This window comes from Pseudomonas eucalypticola (assembly GCF_013374995.1).
Lineage (GTDB): Bacteria > Pseudomonadota > Gammaproteobacteria > Pseudomonadales > Pseudomonadaceae > Aquipseudomonas > Aquipseudomonas eucalypticola.
The window spans coordinates 3,307,425-3,330,242 of sequence record NZ_CP056030.1 but is presented as its reverse complement, the minus strand read 5'-3'; the positions used below and the strand labels follow the sequence as shown (position 1 = coordinate 3,330,242).

The following is a 22,818-nucleotide window of genomic DNA, read 5'->3' as shown; positions in this document are numbered from 1 at the left end:
GGTTTCTGGAGTATGGCAGGTGTAGGGCGCAAGCACCGAGCTGTGCTCCTGGGGGCGGCAGTGCGCAGCCCACTTTGCCCCCAACCCTTAGCAACCCTCACCCAAAGGTAAACGCATAAGCCTGCACCCCCGGATCCAGGAACTCGATACTGAACGTATGCTCGCCAACCCCCCCAGGCTGGCGCACCAGCTGGTACAACCGCTGCTCGGTCACCTGCCCGCTGCCATCGGGGGCCACGTCGGTGCCATGGGCATCGCCGGGTGCCTTGCCGTCCACCGTGACCTTGAAGCGTATCGGTCGGCCATGGCTGCCAGGGCCCAGCACCAGGTGCAGGTCGCGGGCCTGGAAACGATAGGCGATGCGGCCGTTGGCCTGGGCGAGGGTGGCTTGCTCGGCACCGATGGTCCATTGGCCTTCCACGCCCCACTGGTTCAATTGCGGCTGGGCCGGTAGCTGGTACCGGGCCGCTTTGTCGGCGGCCACGGCCGGGGTCGAGGCGAAGTTTTCCGAGCGGCGGTAGCCTACGTACGTTTCCGGGGAGCGCATGTCCTGGTTGTCTGCGGCCTGTTGTACGCCCTTGGCGTCGGCCTGGACCAGGTCGGTGCTGACCTGAGTGTGCCCAGCTTCGCGCAGCAACTGCTGGATCACCCGTTCGGACTGGTCATAGTCGCCTTCGCCAAAGTGGTGGTATCGGATACGGCCCTGGGTATCGACGAAGTAGTGGGCCGGCCAGTACTCGTTGTCGAAGGCGCGCCACAGTGTGTAGTCGTTGTCGATGGCCACGGGGTAGGTAACGCCCAGTTTCTTCATGGCTGCGGTGACGTTGCCCACATCGCGTTCGAAGGCGAACTCGGGGGCGTGTACGCCGATCACCACCAGGCCCTGGTCATGGTATTTGGCGGCCCAGGCCTTCAGGTAGGGCAGGGTACGCAGGCAGTTGATGCACGAGTAGGTCCAGAAATCCACCAGTACCACCTTGCCGCGCAGGGCTTCGGCCGTCAGCGGTGGCGAGTTGAGCCACTGCACGGCACCGCTCAGGGCGGGCAGGTCGCCCTCCACCGGCAGCGGTCGGTTGTCGGCCACCTTGACGGCGGTGGCCTGGCCGTTGCGGTTCTTCTCGCCGAGCACGCGGTCGACCAGGTGCTGTTCCAGTCCCCCGGTGGAGGCCGTGGACAATTGCGCCAGCACCCCCGTGTCCAGCCCCAGGGCAATGGCCGCGACCCCTGCCAGCATCAGCGCGCCCAGGCCCCGGCGGATCCACTCGCCCGCGCCAAGGGCGCGTTTCATCGCCGAAAACAGCTTGCCGCCAATCAGCAGTGCCGCAGCCAATGAAGTCGCCGCGCCGGCGGCATAGGCCAGCAGCAACAGGGTGGTGCCGATGCTGGCCCCTTGCAGCGCGGCGCCCGTCAGCACCAGCCCCAGGATGGGGCCGGCGCAAGGTGCCCACAGCAGGCCGGTGGCCACGCCGATCAGAAAGGACGCACCAGGCCGGGGCCGGCTGTCATGCCCGGCGGCTTCGGACAACCGGCTACCGGCGGCAACCAACGGCCGCGTCAGCCGCTCGGCCAATTGCGGCAGCAACAAGGTCAGGGCGAACAGTGCCACGAATACCAGGGCCAGCCAGCGGCCATATTGGTTCAACTGCGCCACCCAGGCCCCGCCCACCGCCGCCAGCGAGGCGACCAGGGCGAAGGTCACGGCCATGCCGGCCAGCAGCGGCAGCCCGCTCTTGACGAACGGCTGGCCAGTGCGCGCAAACACGAATGGCAGCACCGGCAGGATGCAGGGGCTGACGATGGTCAGCACGCCCCCCAGGTAGGCAAGCAATAACAGCAACATGGTGATGGCCCTTGTCAGCGTGGGTGAAGGATGAGGCTGATGCTAGCGCGCTGGCGCGTGTGAAATCCTCACGGGCAGTTAAACATTTTGTGATATCTGGCGCGCAAACCAATCAGGCCATCCCCAAGGTGGGCCTGCAAGGCCGATAGGCCTCATCCGGCGCTGGGCTGGTAAACACATAGCGTTCGCGGCAATGATGGGCGCTCACCCCTCACAAGGAAGCTTCCATGAAAGTCAGCGCACGCAACGTGTTCAAAGGCATCGTCAGCCAGGTCAACGAAGGGGCGGTGAACGCCGAGGTGGCCTTGACCCTGCCGGGCGGGGAAGCATTGGTGGCCGTGGTGACGCTGGCCAGCGTCAAGAGCCTGGGCCTGGCAGTGGGCAAGCAGGCCGTGGCGCTGGTCAAGGCGCCGTGGGTCGTGCTGATGACCGACGCCGGCGGCTATCGACTGTCGGCACGCAACTGCCTGCAGGGCCAGGTGGTGCGGGTCAGTGATGGCGCGGTGAATGCCGAAGTGGTGCTGCGCCTGGCCGGGGGCGACGAGGTGTTCGCCATCGTTACCCGCGACGCCGTGGAGGAACTGGGCCTGGCCCCAGGCGTGACGGCCACGGCCGTGATCAAGGCCTCGCATATCATCCTCGGCGTGGCCGACTGATCACATCAGCACCCCATCCACCGGCTCCTCGGGCAACGGCGCCGGTTCGTCCAGCAGTTCCTGCACGGCAATCTCGATGTTGCGGCACATGGCGTGCAACGGCAGGTCGTTGGGCTGCAGGTCGAACGGGTCGGCGATCTGGTCGCCCAAGGCATCCAGGCCGAAGAAGGTATAGGCCAGGATGCACACCGCCACCGGGGTGAACCAGCCAATGCTGTCGATCAGGCAGAACGGCAGCAGAAAGCAATAGATGTGCACCGTGCGGTGCAGCAGCAGGATGTAGGGGTAGGGGATGGGCGTGCCCTTGATGCGCTCGCAGCCACCCAGCACATAGGACAGGCGCGTGACCTGCTGGTCGATGCTGACCTGGATCTGTTCACCGGCGCCCGCCTGGCGTGCCGCTTCCTGGTAGCGCTTGCCCAGCAGCCCCAGCAAGGCGCTGGCAGGGTTCTGCTGGCTCAACACCCGATGCCGCGCGGGCTCATCCAGGTGCAGCAAGGTCTCCGGCGCCACGGCCTCGCGGCGCAGGTAATGCTTGAGCACGTGGGCGAAACCGACCAGGCCCTGGGCCAATAGCTGGCGCTGCTCGGCCGCCAGGCCAGGCAGCAGGCTCAAGGTCTGGCGGGTCAGGTTGCGACTGACGATCAACAATTCCCCCCACAGTGTGCGCGCCTCCCAGAACCGCTGGTACGCCACGGTGTTGCGAAAGCCCAGGAAGATCGCCAGGGTCAGCCCCCATAGCGTGAAGGGCGTGGCCGTCAGCACGACCTTGAAATTGAACAGCGTACCGTGAACGGCGACCACGGCGGAGCTGACCAGCACCGTGAACAGCACCTTGCGCCAGATGGCCGGGATGATGGAGCCCTTGAGGGAAAACAGCAGCGTCAGAACGGAGGGATTGTGGGGGCGGACGATCATGCGCGGTTCGGGCTCCTGTGGCAGCAAGGAATTTGCGATAGGCAGGGCAGGCGCTATATCATTTGTTATATAGCGAATGCCGCTGCTGCATCCTACCTGTTCATTCTGGCCCCTGGAACGCCGCAATGCGCGAAAGAATCTACCCCTACACGGCCTGGCTGCTGACCCGCAGCTTTCAACCCCTGGAAATCGAGCTGATCGGCCCCGGCTACGCGGCCAGCGGCTACGACCGCACCGAGTCCGGTCGCAACTACCACGTCGATGAGCTGTACCCCAGCAAAGCCGCCGCCATTGCCTGCGGTGAGGACCGCCTGGCGGAGCTTGCCGCCGATATCGCCAAGCGCCAGGCGAGTCTGGACAAGCGCCGGGACGCGCTGTACCGGCACAAGTGAAGTTGGCAGGAAAACTGCAATAGCTGACTCATAAGTCAGCTTTTCAGGTGGGCGCGTACGCTGTATGCACCGGTATATAGCGATGCTTGAAAACAGCGCCCCATCCAGGTGCTGCCCCCTGCGAAAGCCTTTGTATATTCATACCGAGGTGTTTTGCCATGTCGATGATTGCTACCCGCGAACTGTTGTCCCCACCCGCCCAGTGCACCTTCGAAGCCCGCGACTGGGAGGTGTTGGCGCAGCACTGGTACCCCGTGGCCAGGGTCCAGGACATTGAAGCCAAACCGGTGGCGGCACAATTGCTGGACGTGCCGCTGGTGCTGTTTCGCACCACAGCAGGCATCACCATCGCTCGCGACATCTGCCCGCACCGTGGCGTGCCCTTGAGCATGGGCTGGGTAGAACGCGATGAAATCGTCTGCCCCTACCACGGCCTGCATTACGGGGCCGACGGCCGTTGCAGCAAGATTCCAGCGCAGCCGGACCTGACCCGCATCTCCCCGCGCTTCACCCTCAAGACCTTCCCGGTGGTGGAGCGTTTCGGCCTGGTGTGGACCAGCCTGCACAGCCTGGAGCCCAACCTGCCGCACCTGCCCACCTGGGACGACCCCGAGCACCAGGCCATCCTGCCGCCCTGGGTGGATATTGCCGGCTCCAGTGGCCGCCAGCTGGAAGGCTTCATCGACGTGGCCCATTTCGCCTGGGTACACCACGAGGCGTTTGCCGACCGCGACAACCCGGTGGTGCCTTCCTACGACACGCAACTGACCGACTACGGCCTGCGCACCGAATACTGGAGTGGGGTCAGCAACTACCCCAAGGCCCTGCAGCACCTGGAGCCAGAAGGTTTCCGCTGGCTGCGGGTGTTCGACGTCTACCCGCCGTTCAGCGCGGTGCTGACCGTGCATTTTCCCGATGACGGCCGCCTGTGCATCCTCAACGCGGCCTGCCCGGTGTCCGCGCGCAAGACCCGGTTGTTCGTGCCCTTGACGCGCAATTTCGACAAGACCGGTTCACTGGAAGACGTGTATGCCTTCAACGCGCAGATTTTCGCCGAGGACCAGGCCATCGTCGAATCGCAGCGCCCTGAAGACTTGCCGCTGGACCCGTTGCTCGAAGCGCACTTCCAGGCCGACCGCAGCTCCACCGCCTACCGGCGTATCCTCCTGAACATGGGGCTGGGGCGCCAGCAGGTGGGATAACGCCTCATGGCTTTTGGTGATACAGCTCACACCACGGCATGAATGTAAGGGCCCGCTGACAGCGGGCTTTGGCTAATGATGCCGTATAACGCTGTTACATATGCCGCGTCATCGCCCGCAATTACCGGGCGCTGAAAGGATTAAACACCCCAAGCAATTTCCATACCCAGGCCCGGCGCCACGGGCCTGCGGCGGTGTGGGTCAATTTGACAGTATCGAGGATGGCACATAGATTGTTCGCAGGGTGTTTTGCACGCGAGCCGTCTAACTTCCTACGCATTCTTAGCTGTTCTTCACGGTATAAAAAAAGCATGACCGGGCGTTTGCGCGGGCGGTGCACAACAATGTGGGGATTCACCAAGGAGCGCCAAATGATAACAAAAACAAGGTCCAGGGGTTTTTCACCCACCCTGGTGGCCGTGGCCGTCGGGTGTGCCGTCAGTTTCGACGCCCACGCCGTCAACTTCAATATCGGCGAAATCGAGGGGCAGTTCGACTCTTCGCTGTCGATCGGGGCGAGTTGGAGTACCCAGAGCCCTTCGCAGAAACTCATTGGCTCGGCCAACGGCGGTCATGGTTTTACCCAGACCAACGATGACGGTCGCTTGAACTTTGACAAGGGCGAGACTTTTTCCAAGATATTCAAAGGCATCCATGACCTGGAATTGAAATACGACAACATGGGCGTATTTACCCGGGTCAAGTACTGGTATGACTTTGAACTTCAGGACGAAAACCAGGACTTCAAGAACGTCAGTAATGATGGTCGGCAGGAAGCCGCCAAGTCTTCGGGTATCGAGTTGCTGGATGCCTTCGCTTACTACAACTACCAGATTGATGAAAAACCCGGCAGCGTGCGCCTGGGCAAACAAGTGGTCAGTTGGGGTGAAAGTACCTTCATCGGCAACAGTATCAACTCCATCAACCCCATCGATGTCTCGGCGTTCCGCCGCCCGGGCGCTGAAATCAAGGAAGGGTTGATCCCGGTGAACATGCTGTACGTCTCTCAGGGCCTGACCGACAAGTTGTCCGCCGAGGCTTTCTACCAGTTGGGCTGGGACAACACCATCGTCGACAACTGCGGCACGTTCTTTTCCAGCACCGACGTCGCGGCCAAGGGCTGCCGGGCCAACTACACCATTCTCGACGCCACCACCGTGGGTGCCCTCAACCAGCCCGGTACCAAGGCGGCGTTGGCATCGCTGGGCGTGAACGTGACCCCCGAGGGCCTGATCGTGCCGCGAGGCTCGGACAATGAGGCGCGCGACTCCGGGCAGTGGGGCCTGGCCCTGCGCTGGCTGGGGGACAATACCGAGTACGGCGCCTATGCCATGAATTACCACAGCCGTACCCCCTACGTCAGCGTTCAGAACGCCAGCCGTGCCGACGTCATCAGGGCGTTGAGCACCCCGGCCCTGGCGCAGCCTATCCTGCTGGGGCGTGGCAATTACTTCCTCGACTACCCCGAGGACATCCGCCTGTACGGCCTGAGCTTCGCCACCACCTTGCCCACGGGCACGGCCTGGAGCGGCGAGATCAGCTACCGGCCCAACATGCCATTGCAACTGAACACCACCGACGTAACCACCTTGCTGGCCAGCAGCGTGGCCACTGCGGCGGCCACGGGCGGTGCGGCGGCGGCCTTGGCCCAGGCGGGCGCGATCAACCAGGGCTATGTGCGCAAGGAAGTGACCCAGGCCCAGACCACCTTTACCCATTTCTTCGACCAGGTGATGGGGGCCCAGCGTCTGACCCTGATCGGCGAAGTCGGCGTCGACCACATCGCCGGCGTCAGCGATACCGCCGGCAACCGCTACGGCCGCGACGCCGTGTTCGGTATTCCGGAGAATGCCGCAGCCGACGCCGAATACGGCTCCAGTGGCTTCTACACCAGTGTGTCGTGGGGCTACCGCGCCCGGGCCATCTGGGATTATGCCAACGCCATCGCCGGCATCAACCTCAAGCCCAACGTTGCCTGGTCCCACGACGTGCACGGCTACGGGCCGGTCTTCAACCAAGGGGTCAAGGCCGTCAGCCTGGGCCTGGACGCCGACTACCAGAACACCTACACCGCCAGCCTCAACTACACCAACTTCTTTGGCGGCGATTACAACACCGTGTCTGACCGCGATTTCATCGCCCTCAGTTTCGGCGTGAACTTCTAAGGTGGGGAACTTCATGATGATTGGCAAGCAGGCAATGCAATGCGCCGCCCTGGCCCTGAGCCTGGTGGCGGTGAATGTAATGGCGGCCGCCAGCGCCGACCAGGTGGCCAAGTTGGGCACCACGTTGACGCCGCTGGGGGCGGAAAAGGCAGGCAACAAGGACGGTACTATTCCGGCCTGGGATGGCGGCCTGAAAACCAATGCCGCGCCGCTCTCGAGCACCGGCTTTATCGGCGACCCCTATGCCAGTGAGAAGCCGCTGTTCACCATCACCGCGAAAAACGTCGACCAGTACAAGGCCAAACTGTCGGCCGGGCAGCTGGCGATGTTCAAGCGCTATCCTGATACTTTCGTGATGCCGGTGTACGTCACCCACCGCAGTATCTCCGTGCCGGCCAACGTCGAGGCCGCGGCCAAGACCAGCGCCGCCAAGGTCAACCTGGTGGCCGATGGCAACGGCCTGGAGAACTTCGACCAGAGCCGTTTCTATGCCTTTCCCATCCCGCAGAACGGCCTGGAGGTGATCTGGAATCACATCACCCGTTACCGCGGCGGCAACCTGAGCCGCGTGTACACCCAGGCAGCACCGCAGGCCAATGGCTCCTACAGCCTGGTGCAGCTCAAGGATCAGGTCGGCTTCCCCGACCAGATGCCGGGCATCGACCCCCAGGAAGCGAAGAATGCGCTGTTGTACTTCAAACAGGAGGTCACCGCCCCGGCGCGCCTGGCCGGTGACGTGCTGCTGGTGCACGATTCGCTGAACCAGATCGTGCAGCCCCGCGAGGCTTGGGTCTACAGTGCCGGCCAGCGCCGTGTGCGCCGGGCGCCGCAAGTGGCCTATGACGGGCCGGGGACGGCATCGGATGGCATGCGTACCTCGGACAACTTCGACATGTTCAACGGTGCCCCCGACCGTTACGACTGGAAGCTGGTGGGCAAGCAGGAGTTGTACATCCCCTACAACAATTTCCGCCTGGCCTTGCCGACCGAGAAGTACGCCGACATTCTGCAGGCCGGCCACACCAACCAGACCCTCGCCCGTTACGAGTTGCACCGGGTGTGGGTGGTGGAAGCCACGCTCAAGCCTGGCGCCCGCAACATCTACGCCAAACGCACCTTCTATGTGGACGAGGACAGCTGGAACATCGCCATGTCCGACCTCTACGATGGCCGTGGCCAGCTGTGGCGGGTAGGGCAGGCTATGCTGGTGCCCTGGTACCATCGCCAGGTGCAAGCCGAGGCGTTCGAGGCCCTGTATGACCTGGTGAACGGCCGCTACATCGCAACCGGTATGAGCAACGAAGAGCGCAACTTCGTGCAATTCGACCTGAAGATGACGCCGGCCGACTACACCCCCAACGCCCTGCGCAGCGCCGGCACCCGCTAGACGGCGCCGCCTCCCCTGTGGGACGGGGCGAAGCTCGGGAAGAGAATGCGTGGTGTATCCGATACACCACGGCGGTCTTTTCCCGAGCTTCGCCCGGTCCCACAAGTCAAAAATGGTTACAATACCTGCACATCGTGTGCTCGCCGCTCGGCCAGGGTTCACAATTGTCATTTGAATGGGCATTCGCCGTGACGCGAAGGCGTTACGCGCGTCTATGACTTAGACCCGTCACGTTGCCCCGGCAGCGTTGGCCCACAGCACACCGTACAGGGAGCTCTCTACATGATCATCAAACCACGCGTTCGCGGCTTCGTCTGCGTGACTACCCACCCGGCTGGCTGCGAAGCCAACGTCAAAGAGCAGATCGACTACGTGAAGCAGCACGGCGCTATCGGCAATGGTCCGAAGAACGTGCTGGTGCTGGGTGCGTCCACCGGTTACGGCCTGGCCGCGCGCATCAGCGCCGCTTTCGGCGCCGGCGCCAAGACCCTGGGTGTGTTCTTCGAGCGCGAAGGCGACGAGAAGAAGGCCGGTACCGCAGGCTGGTACAACACCGCCGCGTTCCACAAATTCGCCGCCGCCGAAGGCCTGTACGCCAAGAGCATCAACGGTGACGCGTTCTCCGACGAGATCAAGCGCCAGACCATCGAAGCCATCAAGCAGGACCTGGGCCAGGTTGACCTGGTGGTCTACAGCCTGGCTGCGCCACGCCGCCTGCACCCCAAGACCGGCGAGCTGCTGAGCTCCACCCTCAAGCCGCTGGGCAAGTCCGTGACCCAGCGCGGCGTCAACACCGACAAGGGCACGGTTGAAGAAACCACCCTGGAACCGGCCACCCAGGCCGAGATCGACGGCACTGTCGCGGTCATGGGCGGTGAAGACTGGAAAATGTGGATGGACGCCCTGCAGGAAGCCGGCGTGCTGGCCGAATGCGCCAAGACCACGGCGTTCACCTACCTGGGCGAGAAGCTGACCCACGACATCTACTGGAACGGTTCGATCGGCGAAGCCAAGAAGGACCTGGACAAAAAGGTCCTGGACATACGTGCCAACCTGGCCCCACTGGGCGGCGACGCGCGCGTGTCGGTGCTCAAGGCCGTGGTCACCCAGGCCAGCTCGGCCATCCCGATCATGCCGCTGTACCTGTCGCTGCTGTTCAAGGTGATGAAAGAGCAGGGCACCCACGAAGGGTGCATCGAGCAGGTGTACGGCCTGTTCAAGGACAGCCTGTACAACGCCGAGCCTATCGTCGACGCCGACGGCCGCCTGCGCGCCGACTACAAGGAACTGGCCCCTGAAGTCCAGGCCAAGGTCGAAGCCTTGTGGAACGAAGTCACCACCGAAAATCTCAACGACCTGACCGATTTCGCCGGCTACAAGCACGAGTTCCTGCGCTTGTTCGGTTTCGAGATCGCGGGTGTCGATTACGAGGCTGATGTCAGCCCGAAAGTCGACATTCCCAACCTGATCCAGGGTTGAAAAAAGGGGCGCGAAAGCGCCCTTTTTTCATGGGCTCCCTGTGGGACCGGGCGAAGCTCGGGAAGGCCGCACCGCGGTAGGGCAGTCAGTCCGCGTCGCCTGCTTCCCGAGCTGACGCCCGGTCCCACAGGGGCTCGCCGCACTCCAGTATTCACCCCTGTGGAACCGGGCGAAGCTCGGGAAGGCCGCACCGCGGTCGGCCAGTCAGTCCGCGCCGTCTGCTTCCCGAGCTGGCGCCCGGTCCGACAGGGGCTCGACGCATTCCAGTATTCACCCCTGTGGAACCGGGCGAAGCTCGGGAAGGCCGCACCGCGGTAGGGCAGTCAGTCCGCGTTGCCTGCTTCCCGAGCTGGCGCCCGGTACGACAGGGGCGCGCCGCATTCCAGTATTCACCCCTGTGGGACCGGGCGAAGCTCGGGAAGGCCGCACCGCGGTAGGCCAGTCAGTCCACGTCGCCTGCTTCCCGAGCTGGCGCCCGGTCCCACAGAGGATGGCCGCGATGGTGGGGTTAACCCTGTGGGACCGGGCGAAGCTCGGGAAGGGCGCACCGCGGTAGGCCAGTCAGTCCGCGCCGTCTGCTTCCCGAGCTGGCGCCCGGTCCCACAGGGGCTCGCCGCATTCCAGTATTCACCCCTGTGGGACCGGGCGAAGCTCGGGAAGGCCGCACCGCGGTCGGCCAGTCAGTCCGCGCCGTCTGCATCTCGAGCTGGCGCCCGGTCCGACAGGGGCGCGCCGCATTCCAGTATTCACCCCTGTGGGACCGGGCGAAGCTCGGGAAGGCCGCACCGCGGTCGGCCAGTCAGTCCGCGCCGTCTGCATCTCGAGCTGGCGCCCTGTCCCACAGAGGCGCGCCGCATTCCAGTATTCACCCCTGTGGGACCGGGCGAAGCTCGGGAAGGCCGCACCGCGGTAGGGCAGTCAGTCCGCGTCGCCTGCTTCCCGAGCTGACGCCCGGTCCCACAGGGGCCTGCTGCACTCCAGCATTCACCCTGTGGGACCAGGCCGCGCCGGGTGCTTTCAGGGCGCTTGGAACACCAGCAATGCATTGCCATTCAGGTGCCCTGCGTAGGCCGGTGCAAGCTTCTGCAACGGTGTGCCGTCGAGCAGGCTGCGTTCGCTGCGTGCCACGATCACCCACGCTGGATGGGGCAGGTGGGCCAGTGGCGTGAGGTCCTGTTGGCCCACGAACAGCGGCGCGGGCACTTCGTCATGGGCCAGATTCATCATGTAGCGAATGGCCCAGGTGTCGCGCCCCAGGTTGAGGAACACCAGTGTCCCCGGCGCCTGCTGGCGGAGATTTTCAACCTGGTCGACGAAGGTCCGGGTATCGAACTGGCGGTCCTGCGCTGGCTCGACCATCTTTACCAGCAACCACCACTGGGCCAGCAACGCCACCAGGCTCAGCAGCACCAGGCGATGGGCGCGCTCGGCGCGGCTGCACCAGGCCCACAGCGCCGCCACTTGCAATAGCACCAGCCCCCCTGCCAGCAGCCCTAGCGAGACGTCGGGCCAATCGTCATGCTTGCGCCACAGCTGATGACAGATGAACACGATGACGATGCCCAGCACCGGTAACACCGCCACCAGCCCGGTGTACGCGCGTGCGACCTTCGCCAACCAGCCCCGAGCTTCCAGCAAACCATAAGCGGCCACTGCGGCGAACAACGGCACCATCGGCAGCACGTAGTACGCCCGCTTGAAGTGCGGCACCGACAGCCCGAGCAAAATCATCAGGCCACAGGCACCCAGGCGGATCACCATTTGCACGTCACTGTCCTGGCCACGGGCCGCCCAGCGGTGGCGCAGGACGACCAGGGTCGCCAGCGCCAGGGGCACTACCGGAAAATACCGGTAAAGGCTCAACTGCAAATAAAAGAAAAAGGGTTTGCCGCTTTCGTCCAGGCGGCCCCCCACCTGCATGTTGCGCACATCCTCGGCGAAACTGTCACCGCCGGCGATGCGCGCCAAAGCCATCAGCAACCACCAGCCCGCGCCCAGCAGTACCAGGCCGGCGATGCCGTAGCCCAGCACCCGCTTGATGCGCAGCACAGCCTGTTCACGGTCGGTGGCCACACCCAGCGCCCAATAGGTGCAGGCAACGCCACAGACTTCCACCAGGCCCAGTGGTCCGCGAATGGCAAAACCCAGCGCGAACAGGGGCACCACCGCCCACTGGCGCAACCGCGAACCCAACTGCTCGCCGCGGTGCAGCAGGTAGAAACAGGCCAGGCACAGCAGCGAGCTCATCTGGTCCAGGCACACCGAACGTGATTTTTCCAGCCACTGGGTGGTCAGCGCCGTGAGCAGCACCGCCAGCAGCGCCCACGCCCGGCTCGAGGGGGCCAGCAGGCGGTACAGCAGCGCCAGGATTCCGGCCGAGGCCAGGGCCGTCGGCAGTACGTTGGCCAGGTGGTTGGGGGCCCCGATCAGCCGGGCGAACAGGTAGCTGAACCAGGTCGCCGTGCCAGGGTAGTCGGCGTACGGCTGGCCATAAGTGGTGGGAAACAGGCTGGGGCCGTGACGATACATTTCCTGCAGGAACAACGCCCAGCGATCGTCGAAACCCTGAGGCTGTTCATCCCAGATACCCAGCGTGAACAATACCAGCGCAGCCGCGTAAATCAGCAGCGCATGAAGGCGAAAGGGAGGGGCGTGATCCATCTTCTGTCCATGGGTCGATCAGGTGCCGAAATGCTAGCCACTTCCCGTGGGCCAGTTGTGAAAGCTTCGTCGTCGTCCCACAACGGCTAGATGAAAGCGGGTGGGCGTTCAGCCTCTGTTCAACTTCTGGTGCTTCCAGGCTTGCTGCAACTTCTTCAGGTGACGGTTGGTGGTGGTGATTGCCCAGGCCTGGGGGTCGAAGTCCTGGCCATGCCAGTCGACCATGGCGGGGTGGTCGGGATGTGCAGGGTCGGTGATGGCCTCGACAAAGTCGGCGTAGGCGATGGGGCCGCCGCTGTCCTCCGGCGGACAGGCATTGGCGCCCTCTACACAGAACGGCGCCGAAGACACCCGTGGGACACCGTGGTAGGGGCTGACCGTGATCTCATGAAGCCAGCCGTCGCCCAGGTCGTACAGATAGCGGAAGGCCGTGGCACCGCCGAGCGCCTCGGCCAGCACCACGCCGGCCTCGTCGGTCAACGGTGCCCCGTAAGCGCCACCAGGGTCGGGCACGCCGTAGTCCCGGCCCTGGAGGCGGAATTCGTGCAGGTGCATGTCATGCCAGCCCATGGCCACCTGCAAGGCCTCATGCAGTTGGGGCAGCGTCAGGTCGGCAGGCACCACCAAGTGGCGCCAGATGGCCGGTTCGATGCCGCTCAGTTCGACGTGCAGGCTCAACAGGGGCGTGGGCATGGGGCACACCTTTGGCAGCGTTGACCGAAGGCTTGAGTCTAGTCGAGAAAGGCTACAGCCTGCCTACCGCGCGGCTGCCACCTGACGTTCTGCCTCCAGGGCGCGGAAAATCACCCCCGATGCCAGGGTGAACAGCCCCACCACGATGAATGCCCAGCGGTACGCCACCGCTGCCTCGCCAGCGCTGGCCGACAACAGGTTGACCACGCCACCGCCGATGATCACGCCAAGGCCGATGGCCAGGATCTGCACCATGGAGAACAGGCTGTTGCCGCTGCCGGCATCCCGTGCCCCGAGGCCCTTGAGGGTGACACTGTTCATGGCCGCGAACTGCATGGAGTTGCAGCAGCCGAACAGGCCGATCTGGGCGATTTCCAGCGCCAGTGGCCAGCCCGGCGAGATCAGCCCGAACGAGGCGATGCTGGTGCCCACCAGCACGGTGTTCACCAGTAGAAAGCGGTTATAGCCGAAGTGTTTGACCAACGGCACCACCCAACGCTTGGACAGGATCCCGCCGATGGCCGCCGGCAGCAGCATCAGGCCCGAATGCAGCGGCGAGTAGCCCAGTTGCAGCTGCATCAACAACGGCAGCAAAAACGGCACGGCGCCGGAGCCTATACGGCACAGCAGGTTGCCGACCAGGCCGACGCTGAAGTTGCGCTGGCCGAACAACGCCAGGGAGAACAACGGGTTCTGCCGGCGCCGGGCATGCGGGATGTAACACAGCGCCGCCAACAACGCGATGCCGAACAGCCCGCCGCTGAGCAGCGCCTGGTGGCCGTTACCCGGCACATCCAGGGCCAGGGAAAACGCCGCCATGCACAGTGACAGCAAGCCACAGCCGACGAAGTCGAAGGGCGGCGGCTGTTCCAGCGCGTCATCGGTCAGAAAACGTCGCACCGCCGCCATGCCCAACAGGCCGATAGGAATGTTGATCAGGAAAATCCAGTTCCAGGCCATGGTCTGGGAAATCCAGCCACCCAGCACCGGCCCGATCAGCGGCCCGACCTGGCCGGCCACCGAGACCATGGCCAGGGCGGCGATGTATTGCTCACCCGTGACACTACGCAGTACCGCCAGGCGGCCAATGGGCAGCAGCATCGAGCCGCCGATGCCTTGCACCACCCGCGCAAGCACCAGTTCAGGCAGGCTCTGGGACGCTGCGCACAGCACCGAACCGATGACGAACAGCAGAATGGCCAGGAAGTAGATGCGCCGCGTACCGAAGCGGTCGGCCAGCCAGCCGGAAGCCGGGGTGAGCATGGCCATGGTCAGGGAGTACGCAACCACCACTGGCAGCATGTCCAGCGGGTTCTCGCCCAACGCGCTGGCCATGGAGGGCAGGGCGGTGTTGACGATGGTCGTGTCCAAGGTCTGCATGAAGAAACCCGAAGCCACGATCCATAGCAGCGCGGTGTTTCTTGATGAGGAGGGCATGGGGAACTCCGGAGGCAGGGGTGGTGCTGGGGGGACTTTACCGAGGGCCGGAGGGCGGCGTCAAAGTGGCGGGGATGAAATTTTCTTCGAGCGGGATCTGGGGTGGGGGCTGCCAGGCGCATGGCGTGGGGTTTCCGGTGCCCTTGAGATCGAGCACCGCCCGCGCGGCGCTCGATCTCAAGGGTGCTACACAGCGACCGCCCTGCACACGGCAGCCGCCTCGATCACCGAGCCATCGCCACCGCCTGCGCCTTGTCCGGTACCTGCCAACCGCCACCCAGCGCTTTGTAGATCGCCACGATGCCGCGGTACTGATCCACCTCGGCCTGGGCCTGGGCGTCTTCGGCGCTGAGGCGCTCGCGTTCGGCGTCCAGCAGCACGAGGTAATCCACGGTGCCTTCGCGGTATTGGATCGACGCCAGGTCAGCCGCCGCGCGGCTGGCTTCGCTCTGCTTGTTCAGTGAAGCCAGGCGCTGTTGCACCTTGCCGTAGTCGCTGAAGGCGTTTTCCGACTCTTCCAGGGCCAGCAGCACTTGCTGTTCGTAGGTGGCCAGGGCGCCTTCGGCATCGGCATTGGCGCCACGGATACGCGCCCGCACGCTGCCCAGGTTGAAGGCCGCCCAGGTGATGCTTGGGCCCAGGGACCAGGCGTTGGCGGCGGCCGAGCCGATCTGCGAGCCACGGGCCGCCGTGAAGCCCAGGAAACCGGACAGGCTGACCCGGGGGAACAGGTCGGCCGTGGCCACGCCGACATTGGCGGTGGCCGCAGCCAGCTTGCGCTCGGCGCTGCGCACATCGGGGCGGCGGCGCAGCAGTTCGCCCGGGTCGCCGATGGGTAACGCCTTGGAGATGGCCGGCAGCTTCGCCGGGGTCAGGTCCACGCTCAGTTGGTCGGGGCGTTCGCCCAGCAAGGTGGCGATACGGTTGCGGGCGCGCACTTGTTCAGCCTGCAATTGCGGCACGGTGGCTTCGACCCCGGCCAGGCGCGCGTCGGCACGCACCACGTCCAGTTCGTTGCCCACCCCGGCGTCACGCAGGCTGACGGTGATGGTGCGCGATTCCTGCTGGGTCTTGAGGTTGGCCCGGGCGATGTTCTCGCGCAGTTGCGCACCGCGCAGGTCACCGTAGGCGTCCACCAGGTCGGCGATCAGGGTCACTTGCAGTTGCTGCAGGTCGGCGCGCGCGGCGTCTTCCTGGGCATCGCTGGCTTCCAGGCTGCGCTGGATGCGGCCGAACAGGTCGACTTCCCAGGCCATGTCCAGGCCCAGGTCGTAACGCTCCTGGTTGACCCGGTCGGTGGTCTGGCCAGGCACCTGGCCCTTGCCGACTTCGCTGCTGACGCGGCTGGTGACCACCGGGAAGCGTTCGGTGTTGACGTCATCGCGGATGGCCCGCGCCGCCTTCAGGCGGGCGAAGGCCACGCGCAGATCACGGTTGCCCTGCAGGGATTTGTCGACCAACTGGTTCAGCGTCGGGTCGTCGAACTGCTGCCACCACACGGCATCGAAATGCCCGCGGTCGTATTGCCCGGCGGTGGCGGCGGTGATATTCGCCGCCGCGGTGTCCGGGGTCTTGTAGTCCGGGCCCACGGCGCAGGCGGCCAGGGCCAGCACCAGCAAGCTGGGCATGAAGAGTTTCAAGCTCATGCTGGGTTCTCCAGGGTCAGAAGCTGGGCGGCCTTGTGGGCCTTTTTCTTTTCCACGCGGTTGCGGATCAGCACGAAGAACACCGGGGTCAGCAGCAGGCCGAAGAAGGTCACCCCCAGCATGCCGGAGAACACCGCCACGCCCATGGCATGGCGCATCTCGGCACCGGCGCCGTGGGACAGCACCAGCGGCACCACACCCATGATGAAAGCGAACGAGGTCATCAGGATCGGCCGCAACCGCATGCGGCAGGCTTCCAGCACCGCAGCCAGCGGGTCGAGGCCTTCTTCCTGTTTGTCCTTGGCGAACTCCACGATCAGGATCGCGTTCTTGCACGCCAGGCCCACCAGCACGATCAGGCCGATCTGGGTGAAGATGTTGTTGTCGCTACCGGCAATGATCACACCGGCAATGGCCGACAGCAGCGTCATGGGCACGATCAGGATCACCGCCAGCGGCAGGCTCCAGCTTTCGTACTGGGCGGCCAACACCAGGAACGCCAGCAGCACGCACAGCGGGAAGACGAACAGCGCGGTGTTGCCCGAGAGGATCTGCTGGTAGGTCAGCTCGGTCCACTCATAGGTCATGCCGTTGGGCAGTTCCGCTTTCAGCAGTTTCTCGACCGCCGCCTGGGCCTGGCCCGAGCTGTAGCCGGGGGCGGCGTTGCCGTTGATTTCAGCGGTGACGAAGCCGTTGTAGTGCATGACCCGGTCAGGCCCCGAGGTGTCCTGTACCTTGATGAAGGTGGCCAGCGGGATCATCTCGCCCCGGTTGTTGCGCACTTTCAACTGGCCGATCTGTTCGGGTTCGAGGCGGAACTGCTGTTCGGCCTGGACGTTGACCTGGTACGTGCGGCCAAAACGGTTGAAGTCGTTGGCGTATAGCGAACCCAGGTATACCTGCAAGGTGTCGAAGATATCGCTGATGGCCACGCCGTGGGTCTTGGCTTTTTCGCGGTCGATGGCGGCGTCCACCTGCGGCACGTTCACGGTGTAGCTGGTGAACAGCCCGGCCAGTTCCGGCACGCTGCGGCTCTTGGCGATGACGTTCTGGGTTTCCTTGTACAGGGCGTCATAGCCCAGGTTGCCGCGGTCCTCGATCTGCAACCGGAAGCCGCCGATGGTGCCCAGGCCTCGGCACGGCCACCAGCGGAATGATCGAGGCGCGCCAGGTCTGCAGGAACAGGATCACCACCAGCACTACCAGGATCAGGGCCTCGAAGAGGGTGTGAATCACCGCTTCGATGGAGCCGCGCACGAAAATGGTCGGGTCATAGACGATGCTGTAGTCCATGCCTTCGGGGAAACTCTTCTTCAGTTCGGCCATCTTGGCCCGTACTTCATTGGAGATGTCGATGGCATTGGAGCCCGGGCGCTGGAAGATCGGGATGGCCACGGCCGGCTGATTGTTCAGCAGGGAGCGCAGGGCGTACTGACTGGAGCCCAGCTCAACGCGGGCGATGTCCTTGAGGCGGGTGATCTCGCCATCGTCGCCGGTGCGAATGATGATGTTCTCGAACTCATCCTCGGTCACCAGGCGCCCCTGGGTGTTGATCGACATCTGGAAGCTGGTGGCGCTCGGCGAGGGTGGCGAGCCCAGTTGGCCGGCGGCGACCTGGCGGTTCTGCTCGCGAATGGCGGTGACCACGTCAGTGGCGGTCAGGTTGCGCGAGGCGGTCTTGTTCGGGTCCAGCCAGACGCGCAGCGAATAGTCGCCCATGCCGAACAGTTGCACATCGCCCACGCCGCCCAGGCGCGCCAGCTCATCCTTGATGTTGAGAATGGCGTAGTTGGACAGGTACAGCATGTCGTAGCGTTTGTCTGGCGAGGTCAGGTGCACCACCATGGTCAGGTCAGGGGAGGCCTTGTCCACGGTAATGCCGATGCGGGTCACCTCTTCAGGCAGCTTCGGCTCGGTACGGGTGACCCGGTTCTGCACCTGCACCTGGGCATTGTCCAGGTCGGTGCCCAGGGCGAAGGTGATGGTCAGGGTCAGCTTGCCGTCGGCGGTGGACTGGGAGGACATGTACAGCATGTTCTCCACGCCCGTGATGGCCTGTTCCAGCGGCGCGGCCACGGTTTCACCGATGACCTTGGGGTTGGCGCCAGGGAAGTTGGCGCGCACCACCACGGTGGGCGGGACCACTTCGGGGTATTCGCTGATGGGCAACTGGAACAGCGAGATCGCGCCGCCAATCAGAATCAGCAGCGAGAGCACGGCGGCGAAGATCGGCCGCTTGATAAAGAATTGCGAGAAGTTCATCGGTCTGTTCCTGTTAGCCGCGTGGGGTGGCGACACTGGCCACGTTCACCGGGGCAGCTGCGGCGGCCTTGGGCAGGTTGCTGGCTTGCAGCGCCTTGAGCTGCTCGGCCAGGGCGGCGAGGGTGGCCGGGCTGGCCATGGGGGCGTCTTCAGGGTCGACCTGGCTGCCGGGGCGAACCCGCTGCAGGCCGTTGATGACGATGGTGTCGTCCTTGGCCAGGCCGCTGCGCACAATGCGCAGGCCTTCGAGTTTCGGCCCCAGCTCCACGGTGCGGTAGGTGGCCTTGTGGTCCTTGTCCATCACCAGCACGTATTTCTTGCCCAGGTCGCTGGCCACGGCCTCGTCCTTGATCAGCACGGCTTCGTAGGTGCCGCTGCCCACCAGTTTCAGGCGCGCGTACAGGCCCGGGGTGTAGCTGCCGTCGCGGTTGTCGAACACCGCGCGGCCGCGGATGGTGCCGGTCTTGGGGTTGACCTGGTTGTCGACGAAGTCCATCTGGCCCAGGTGCGGGTTGCCGTCTTCGTTGGACAGGCCCAGGTACACCGGGGTAGTGGCGCCACGCTCGCCCTTGCGCGCCAGCTGGGTGTACTTGAGGTACACGCGCTCGTCGGCGTCGAAGTAGGCGTAGACCTTGTCGGTAGAGACCAGGCTGGTGAGCGGGGTGACGTCGGCGGTGACGATGTTGCCGGCGGTGATCTCGGCGCGGCTGACCCGGCCGCTGATGGGCGCGGTGACGCGGGTGAAGCTCAGGTTCAGGCGGGCCAGGTCCAGTTGTGCCTGGATGGCGGCGACAGCGGCGCGCGACTCCTGCGCGGTACTGGCGCGTGTTTCCGCCAGTTCCGTGGAGATGGCGTTGCTGGCGCGCAGGCGCTCGCCGCGCTGGGACTCGCTTTCGGTGCGGGTGGCCGTGGCACGGGCCTGTTGCAGTTGCGCCTCCAGGCGGCGTACTTCGGCTTCAAAGGGGCGGGGGTCGATCTGGAACAACAGGTCGCCTTTCTTCACCAGCGCGCCTTCGGTAAAGGCCACCTGGTCGATCTGCCCTGACACCCGTGGGCGCACTTCGACGGTCTGGGGCGCTTCCAGGCGGCCGGTGAATTCGTCCCACTCGTTGATCGGCTGTTCCAGCACCTTGGCCACGGTGACTTTCGGCGCGGCGGGCGCCTGGGCCACTTCGGGGGCACGCCCGCAAGCACTCATCACCACCACCGCCAGTGCGGCGAGGGGGAAGCGTAGATGTTTGATTGACTGTTCCATGGGCACGTCCGCCAATTTATTGAGAATGGGCGGATTCTGTTCGCTGCGGGCTGTATCGACGAATCGAATGGGGCGAAGGTATATATCATTCGCAATGATATTAGAGTGCCCTGATTGTGCGCGTTTCGGTTATATAGAAAGCTTCCTATTAATTAGGGTGATAATGATGCTGCTCCGTCTACGCTGATCGTGAGGGGGTCGCTGGGGAGGGGGACGCGGCCGGGTCCGCTGCTACCCCACGCTCGGGCCCCGGCGAAGGGGCGGGTGGCGAGGATTGATGGCTTATTGCTATCTTGGCGGTCAGGATGGGTTCAGTGCATGTGCAGAGGTACCGGTGAACAGGTTTGACAGTTTGACTCAACTGGTTGATAGCAGCGACAACGCCTACACCCGCCAGCGGTTGCGCGGCTTTCCCTGGCTGCGGTTCGAGCCTGAGCTGGAGCGCGAGTACCGTGAGTTGAATTACCAGGGCTTCCAACGCACGCGCAATGCCTCGGCGGTGATGTTGATCGTAGCGCTGCTGGGGTTCCTGGCACTGGACATTGTGTATGGCTATGGTGCGCAGTTTCCCCCGGTGTCCTTTTTCGCGGTAGCGTTGCGGTCGCTCACGGTGGTGTTTGCCTGCGTGGGCTTCTGGCAGGTGCGGCATGAGGCTCGGGTGGGCGTCGGCGAGCGCTGGGTAGTGGCGGTGCTGGGGGTTACCGGCTTCAGCTCGGTGCTGATGATGCTGGTCTACGCCCATTACCATCAAGAATTCCACCTGCCATTGCTGTTGGACGCCGTCATTCTGCTGATGATCACCGTACTGTTCCCCGTGGGTTTGAACGTCCACGTGGCCATGGGCATGGCGGTGCTGATCGCACTGTCATCCTGGCTACTGACGCCGTGGGTGTCGGGCAGCCTGATGGACCAGCAGTATGTGGCGTTCATGCCGTTCCAGGTGGCCTCGCTGGTGGCCCTGATGGCCTTGCGGTATTACCATGAGCGGTCGTTTCGGACCTTGTTCCTGCTGCGTGGTTCGTTGCATGAAATGGCCAGCACCGACGCGCTGACGGGGCTGTTCAACCGCCGGGCGTTCGACGCCCTGGCGCGTCAGGCGCTGGCCCAGGCTGCCCGCGATGTACGGCTGTGCGCGGTGCTGCTGGTGGATGTGGACCATTTCAAGCGCTACAACGACGCCCACGGGCACCCGGCGGGTGACCAGGCGCTGAAAGCCATTGCCGCGCGCCTGCACGCGTTTCCCCGGCGGCCGCTGGACCTGGCGGCGCGGCTGGGAGGCGAGGAGTTCGTCTTGTTGTTTGCCGACGTGGACAAAGCCTTTGTAGCGCGCATTGGCGGGCAGGTGTGCGAGGCCGTGCGGGCATTGCAGATCGGCGGCGAAGGCGCGGCGTTGACGGTCAGTGTCGGCGTGGTGCTGGGCGCGCCAGGGTGTTCGTTGGAAGGCTTGTACGAGCTGGCCGACCAGGCGATGTACCAGGCCAAGCAACAGGGGCGCAATCGAGCGTTCTGGGGCGCTGAGAGTCGTGGCGAAGCCGCGAAGGGCTTGGTGTGACGCGCAGCAGGCAGGCATTTTTTCTGAACGTGGCGTACAGCTCGCCCCCCCTTGCAAAGGAGATGCACGATCATGCCCAGCCTATCCAGAGCCGGTGCCTTTATCCTGCTGGCAGTGTCCAGCCTGACCATCATGGTGGGCTGCGTGATCGTGCCCGGCTTGCCGGCCATCGCTCGCGAACTGGGCGTGCCCCGGGCTGCAGCCTGGCTGGTCACGGTGCCGTCACTGGGGGTCGTGCTGTTCGGTCCCCTGGTGGCGCGCATGAGCGAACGTCTCGGGCTGTACCGGACCCTGTGCCTGGGGCTGTTCACGTACGGGCTGCTGGGGGCAGGGGGCATGTTCCTGCACGGTGCCGTGCCGATTTTCGCCGACCGGCTGTTGCTGGGCGGCGCCACGGCCGCGGTCATGGCCAGCGGCACCGGGCTGATTTCGCAGTTTTATGAAGGCCCTGCCCGGCTGGCGATGATCGCCCGCCAGGGCATGGCCATCGAACTGGGCGGGGTGCTGTTTCTCAGTGCTGCCGGGCTGCTGGCCAGTTGGGCCTGGCAAGCGCCATTCTCCCTTTACCTGTTGAGCTGGCTGCTGTTGGCGCTGGTGCTGGGGCTCATCCGGGACCCCGGTAAGCCGGTGTCGGCGAGCGACGCGACGGTGCAGCGTGGCATCACCCCAGCCTTGCAAGTGGTTTACCTGGCGGCCGTGGGCGCGATGGTAGTGTTCTTCAGTGCGATCATCGCCTTGCCACTCAGCCTGCACGCCATGGGCCTGGGCGAAACGGCCATCGGCAACTTCCTGTCCGGGGTGTCGCTGGTGGCGGTGTTGGCGGCGGCGCTGATGCCGCGGGTCACTGCACGGTTGGGCGAGCATGGCACACTGGCGCTGGCGTTCAGTGCCTTCGCGGTGGCCCATGGGTTGTTCGCCTGGGCACCGTCACTGCCGTGTTTTCTGGTCGGCGGGTTATGCCTGGGGGCCGGTTTCGGTTGGTCAGTACCCTTGCTCAACCACATGACCGTGGAACGGAGCGCCCCGGCGTTGCGCGGTCGGCATCTGGCCTTCCTGTCCATGGCGCTGTTCCTGGGCCAGTTCCTGTCGGCCTTCCTCGACCTGCTGCCGGGGCATGACGATAGCCTCTACCTGGCCGCCGCCGTGCTGGCCGCGGCGCTTGCGTCCGGGATGGCGTTGGCGCATCGAAGAAGCGCTGCAACAACGTTATTGAATGAAAATTGAATTTCCGTCGGGCTTGTCGCTCCTACGTTGTACAACAGGCGCACGCTGT

The 22,818-nt window shown here is 64.5% G+C and carries 15 protein-coding genes and 1 pseudogene; 8 read left to right on the top strand and 8 right to left on the bottom strand.

The window, feature by feature from the left end; genetic code table 11:
• Nucleotides 1–97: 97 nt before the first annotated feature.
• Nucleotides 98–1,840, bottom strand: coding sequence for a cytochrome c biogenesis protein DipZ (locus HWQ56_RS14945; RefSeq protein WP_176571000.1), 1,743 nt, complete (start codon nucleotides 1,838–1,840; stop codon nucleotides 98–100).
• A gap of 227 nt (nucleotides 1,841–2,067) precedes the next feature.
• Between HWQ56_RS14945 and HWQ56_RS14940 the strand changes: the two genes are divergently transcribed.
• Entirely contained in the window at nucleotides 2,068–2,496 is a 429-nt protein-coding gene (locus tag HWQ56_RS14940; RefSeq protein ID WP_158158291.1) for a TOBE domain-containing protein, read from the top strand.
• Here HWQ56_RS14940 and HWQ56_RS14935 read toward each other — a convergent pair whose 3' ends face one another.
• Entirely contained in the window at nucleotides 2,497–3,414 is a 918-nt protein-coding gene (locus HWQ56_RS14935; protein WP_158158292.1) for a bestrophin family protein, read from the bottom strand. It lies immediately after the preceding gene.
• A gap of 125 nt (nucleotides 3,415–3,539) precedes the next feature.
• On the opposite strand from HWQ56_RS14935, the gene HWQ56_RS14930 reads away from it, so the two are divergent.
• The 5 genes from HWQ56_RS14930 to fabV all read left to right on the top strand — a co-directional run bounded on the left by HWQ56_RS14930 (nucleotide 3,540) and on the right by fabV (nucleotide 10,039).
• Complete coding sequence (locus tag HWQ56_RS14930) at nucleotides 3,540–3,806, top strand: hypothetical protein (RefSeq protein ID WP_158158293.1); 267 nt, start codon at nucleotides 3,540–3,542, stop codon at nucleotides 3,804–3,806.
• A 158-nt stretch (nucleotides 3,807–3,964) separates the two neighbouring features.
• Nucleotides 3,965–5,008 (top strand): aromatic ring-hydroxylating oxygenase subunit alpha, encoded by a 1,044-nt coding sequence (locus tag HWQ56_RS14925; protein WP_158158294.1) that lies wholly within the window; start codon nucleotides 3,965–3,967, stop codon nucleotides 5,006–5,008.
• A 371-nt stretch (nucleotides 5,009–5,379) separates the two neighbouring features.
• Nucleotides 5,380–7,173: a DUF1302 domain-containing protein gene (locus HWQ56_RS14920; protein ID WP_176570999.1), complete on the top strand. Its 1,794-nt coding sequence runs from the start codon at nucleotides 5,380–5,382 to the stop codon at nucleotides 7,171–7,173.
• Nucleotides 7,174–7,186: 13 nt separating this feature from the next.
• Nucleotides 7,187–8,560 (top strand): DUF1329 domain-containing protein, encoded by a 1,374-nt coding sequence (locus tag HWQ56_RS14915; protein ID WP_158158295.1) that lies wholly within the window; start codon nucleotides 7,187–7,189, stop codon nucleotides 8,558–8,560.
• 282 nt (nucleotides 8,561–8,842) lie between these two features.
• Nucleotides 8,843–10,039 (top strand): enoyl-ACP reductase FabV, encoded by a 1,197-nt coding sequence (fabV, locus tag HWQ56_RS14910; RefSeq protein WP_176570998.1) that lies wholly within the window; start codon nucleotides 8,843–8,845, stop codon nucleotides 10,037–10,039.
• 1,017 nt (nucleotides 10,040–11,056) lie between these two features.
• On the opposite strand, the gene HWQ56_RS14905 is transcribed toward fabV, so the two are convergent.
• The 6 genes and pseudogenes from HWQ56_RS14905 to mexE all read right to left on the bottom strand — a co-directional run bounded on the left by HWQ56_RS14905 (nucleotide 11,057) and on the right by mexE (nucleotide 19,993).
• Nucleotides 11,057–12,700, bottom strand: coding sequence for an ArnT family glycosyltransferase (locus HWQ56_RS14905; protein ID WP_176570997.1), 1,644 nt, complete (start codon nucleotides 12,698–12,700; stop codon nucleotides 11,057–11,059).
• Nucleotides 12,701–12,808: 108 nt separating this feature from the next.
• Nucleotides 12,809–13,393, bottom strand: a complete 585-nt coding sequence (locus HWQ56_RS14900) for a plasmid pRiA4b ORF-3 family protein (protein ID WP_158159253.1) — start codon at nucleotides 13,391–13,393, stop codon at nucleotides 12,809–12,811.
• Nucleotides 13,394–13,456: 63 nt separating this feature from the next.
• On the bottom strand, nucleotides 13,457–14,830 hold the full coding sequence (locus HWQ56_RS14895; RefSeq protein WP_176570996.1) for an MFS transporter: 1,374 nt from the start codon (nucleotides 14,828–14,830) through the stop codon (nucleotides 13,457–13,459).
• Nucleotides 14,831–15,054: 224 nt separating this feature from the next.
• Nucleotides 15,055–16,476 carry an efflux transporter outer membrane subunit gene (locus HWQ56_RS14890; protein ID WP_176570995.1) on the bottom strand — a complete coding sequence of 474 codons (1,422 nt, stop codon included), beginning with the start codon at nucleotides 16,474–16,476 and terminating at the stop codon, nucleotides 15,055–15,057.
• Nucleotides 16,473–18,738 (bottom strand): annotated as a pseudogene (locus tag HWQ56_RS14885) (efflux RND transporter permease subunit). The gene HWQ56_RS14890 and the pseudogene HWQ56_RS14885 overlap by 4 nt, the downstream one beginning before the upstream one ends.
• Before the next feature lie 13 nt (nucleotides 18,739–18,751).
• Nucleotides 18,752–19,993 carry a multidrug efflux RND transporter periplasmic adaptor subunit MexE gene (gene mexE / locus HWQ56_RS14880; RefSeq protein WP_176570994.1) on the bottom strand — a complete coding sequence of 414 codons (1,242 nt, stop codon included), beginning with the start codon at nucleotides 19,991–19,993 and terminating at the stop codon, nucleotides 18,752–18,754.
• Nucleotides 19,994–20,345: 352 nt separating this feature from the next.
• Between mexE and HWQ56_RS14875 the strand changes: the two genes are divergently transcribed.
• Both HWQ56_RS14875 and HWQ56_RS14870 read left to right on the top strand, forming a co-directional pair.
• A complete protein-coding gene (locus tag HWQ56_RS14875) occupies nucleotides 20,346–21,545 on the top strand; it encodes a GGDEF domain-containing protein (RefSeq protein ID WP_158159157.1) in 1,200 nt (399 codons plus the stop codon).
• Nucleotides 21,546–21,617: 72 nt separating this feature from the next.
• The gene (locus HWQ56_RS14870; protein ID WP_176570993.1) at nucleotides 21,618–22,769 is read left to right on the top strand and encodes an MFS transporter; all 1,152 of its coding nucleotides are present in this window, start codon (nucleotides 21,618–21,620) and stop codon (nucleotides 22,767–22,769) included.
• The last annotated feature ends 49 nt before the right edge of the window (nucleotides 22,770–22,818 follow it).

What these genes read in the sequence shown, in the direction of transcription:
- HWQ56_RS14870 (WP_176570993.1), top strand. Translation starts at nt 21,618, where the DNA reads ATGCCCAGCCTATCCAGAGCCGGTGCCTTTATCCTGCTGGCAGTGTCC.
- mexE (WP_176570994.1), bottom strand. Translation starts at nt 19,993, where the DNA reads ATGGAACAGTCAATCAAACATCTACGCTTCCCCCTCGCCGCACTGGCG.
- HWQ56_RS14905 (WP_176570997.1), bottom strand. Translation starts at nt 12,700, where the DNA reads ATGGATCACGCCCCTCCCTTTCGCCTTCATGCGCTGCTGATTTACGCG.
- HWQ56_RS14925 (WP_158158294.1), top strand. Translation starts at nt 3,965, where the DNA reads ATGTCGATGATTGCTACCCGCGAACTGTTGTCCCCACCCGCCCAGTGC.
- fabV (WP_176570998.1), top strand. Translation starts at nt 8,843, where the DNA reads ATGATCATCAAACCACGCGTTCGCGGCTTCGTCTGCGTGACTACCCAC.
- HWQ56_RS14900 (WP_158159253.1), bottom strand. Translation starts at nt 13,393, where the DNA reads ATGCCCACGCCCCTGTTGAGCCTGCACGTCGAACTGAGCGGCATCGAA.
- HWQ56_RS14945 (WP_176571000.1), bottom strand. Translation starts at nt 1,840, where the DNA reads ATGTTGCTGTTATTGCTTGCCTACCTGGGGGGCGTGCTGACCATCGTC.
- HWQ56_RS14935 (WP_158158292.1), bottom strand. Translation starts at nt 3,414, where the DNA reads ATGATCGTCCGCCCCCACAATCCCTCCGTTCTGACGCTGCTGTTTTCC.
- HWQ56_RS14915 (WP_158158295.1), top strand. Translation starts at nt 7,187, where the DNA reads ATGATGATTGGCAAGCAGGCAATGCAATGCGCCGCCCTGGCCCTGAGC.
- HWQ56_RS14920 (WP_176570999.1), top strand. Translation starts at nt 5,380, where the DNA reads ATGATAACAAAAACAAGGTCCAGGGGTTTTTCACCCACCCTGGTGGCC.
- HWQ56_RS14895 (WP_176570996.1), bottom strand. Translation starts at nt 14,830, where the DNA reads ATGCCCTCCTCATCAAGAAACACCGCGCTGCTATGGATCGTGGCTTCG.
- HWQ56_RS14930 (WP_158158293.1), top strand. Translation starts at nt 3,540, where the DNA reads ATGCGCGAAAGAATCTACCCCTACACGGCCTGGCTGCTGACCCGCAGC.
- HWQ56_RS14890 (WP_176570995.1), bottom strand. Translation starts at nt 16,476, where the DNA reads ATGAGCTTGAAACTCTTCATGCCCAGCTTGCTGGTGCTGGCCCTGGCC.
- HWQ56_RS14940 (WP_158158291.1), top strand. Translation starts at nt 2,068, where the DNA reads ATGAAAGTCAGCGCACGCAACGTGTTCAAAGGCATCGTCAGCCAGGTC.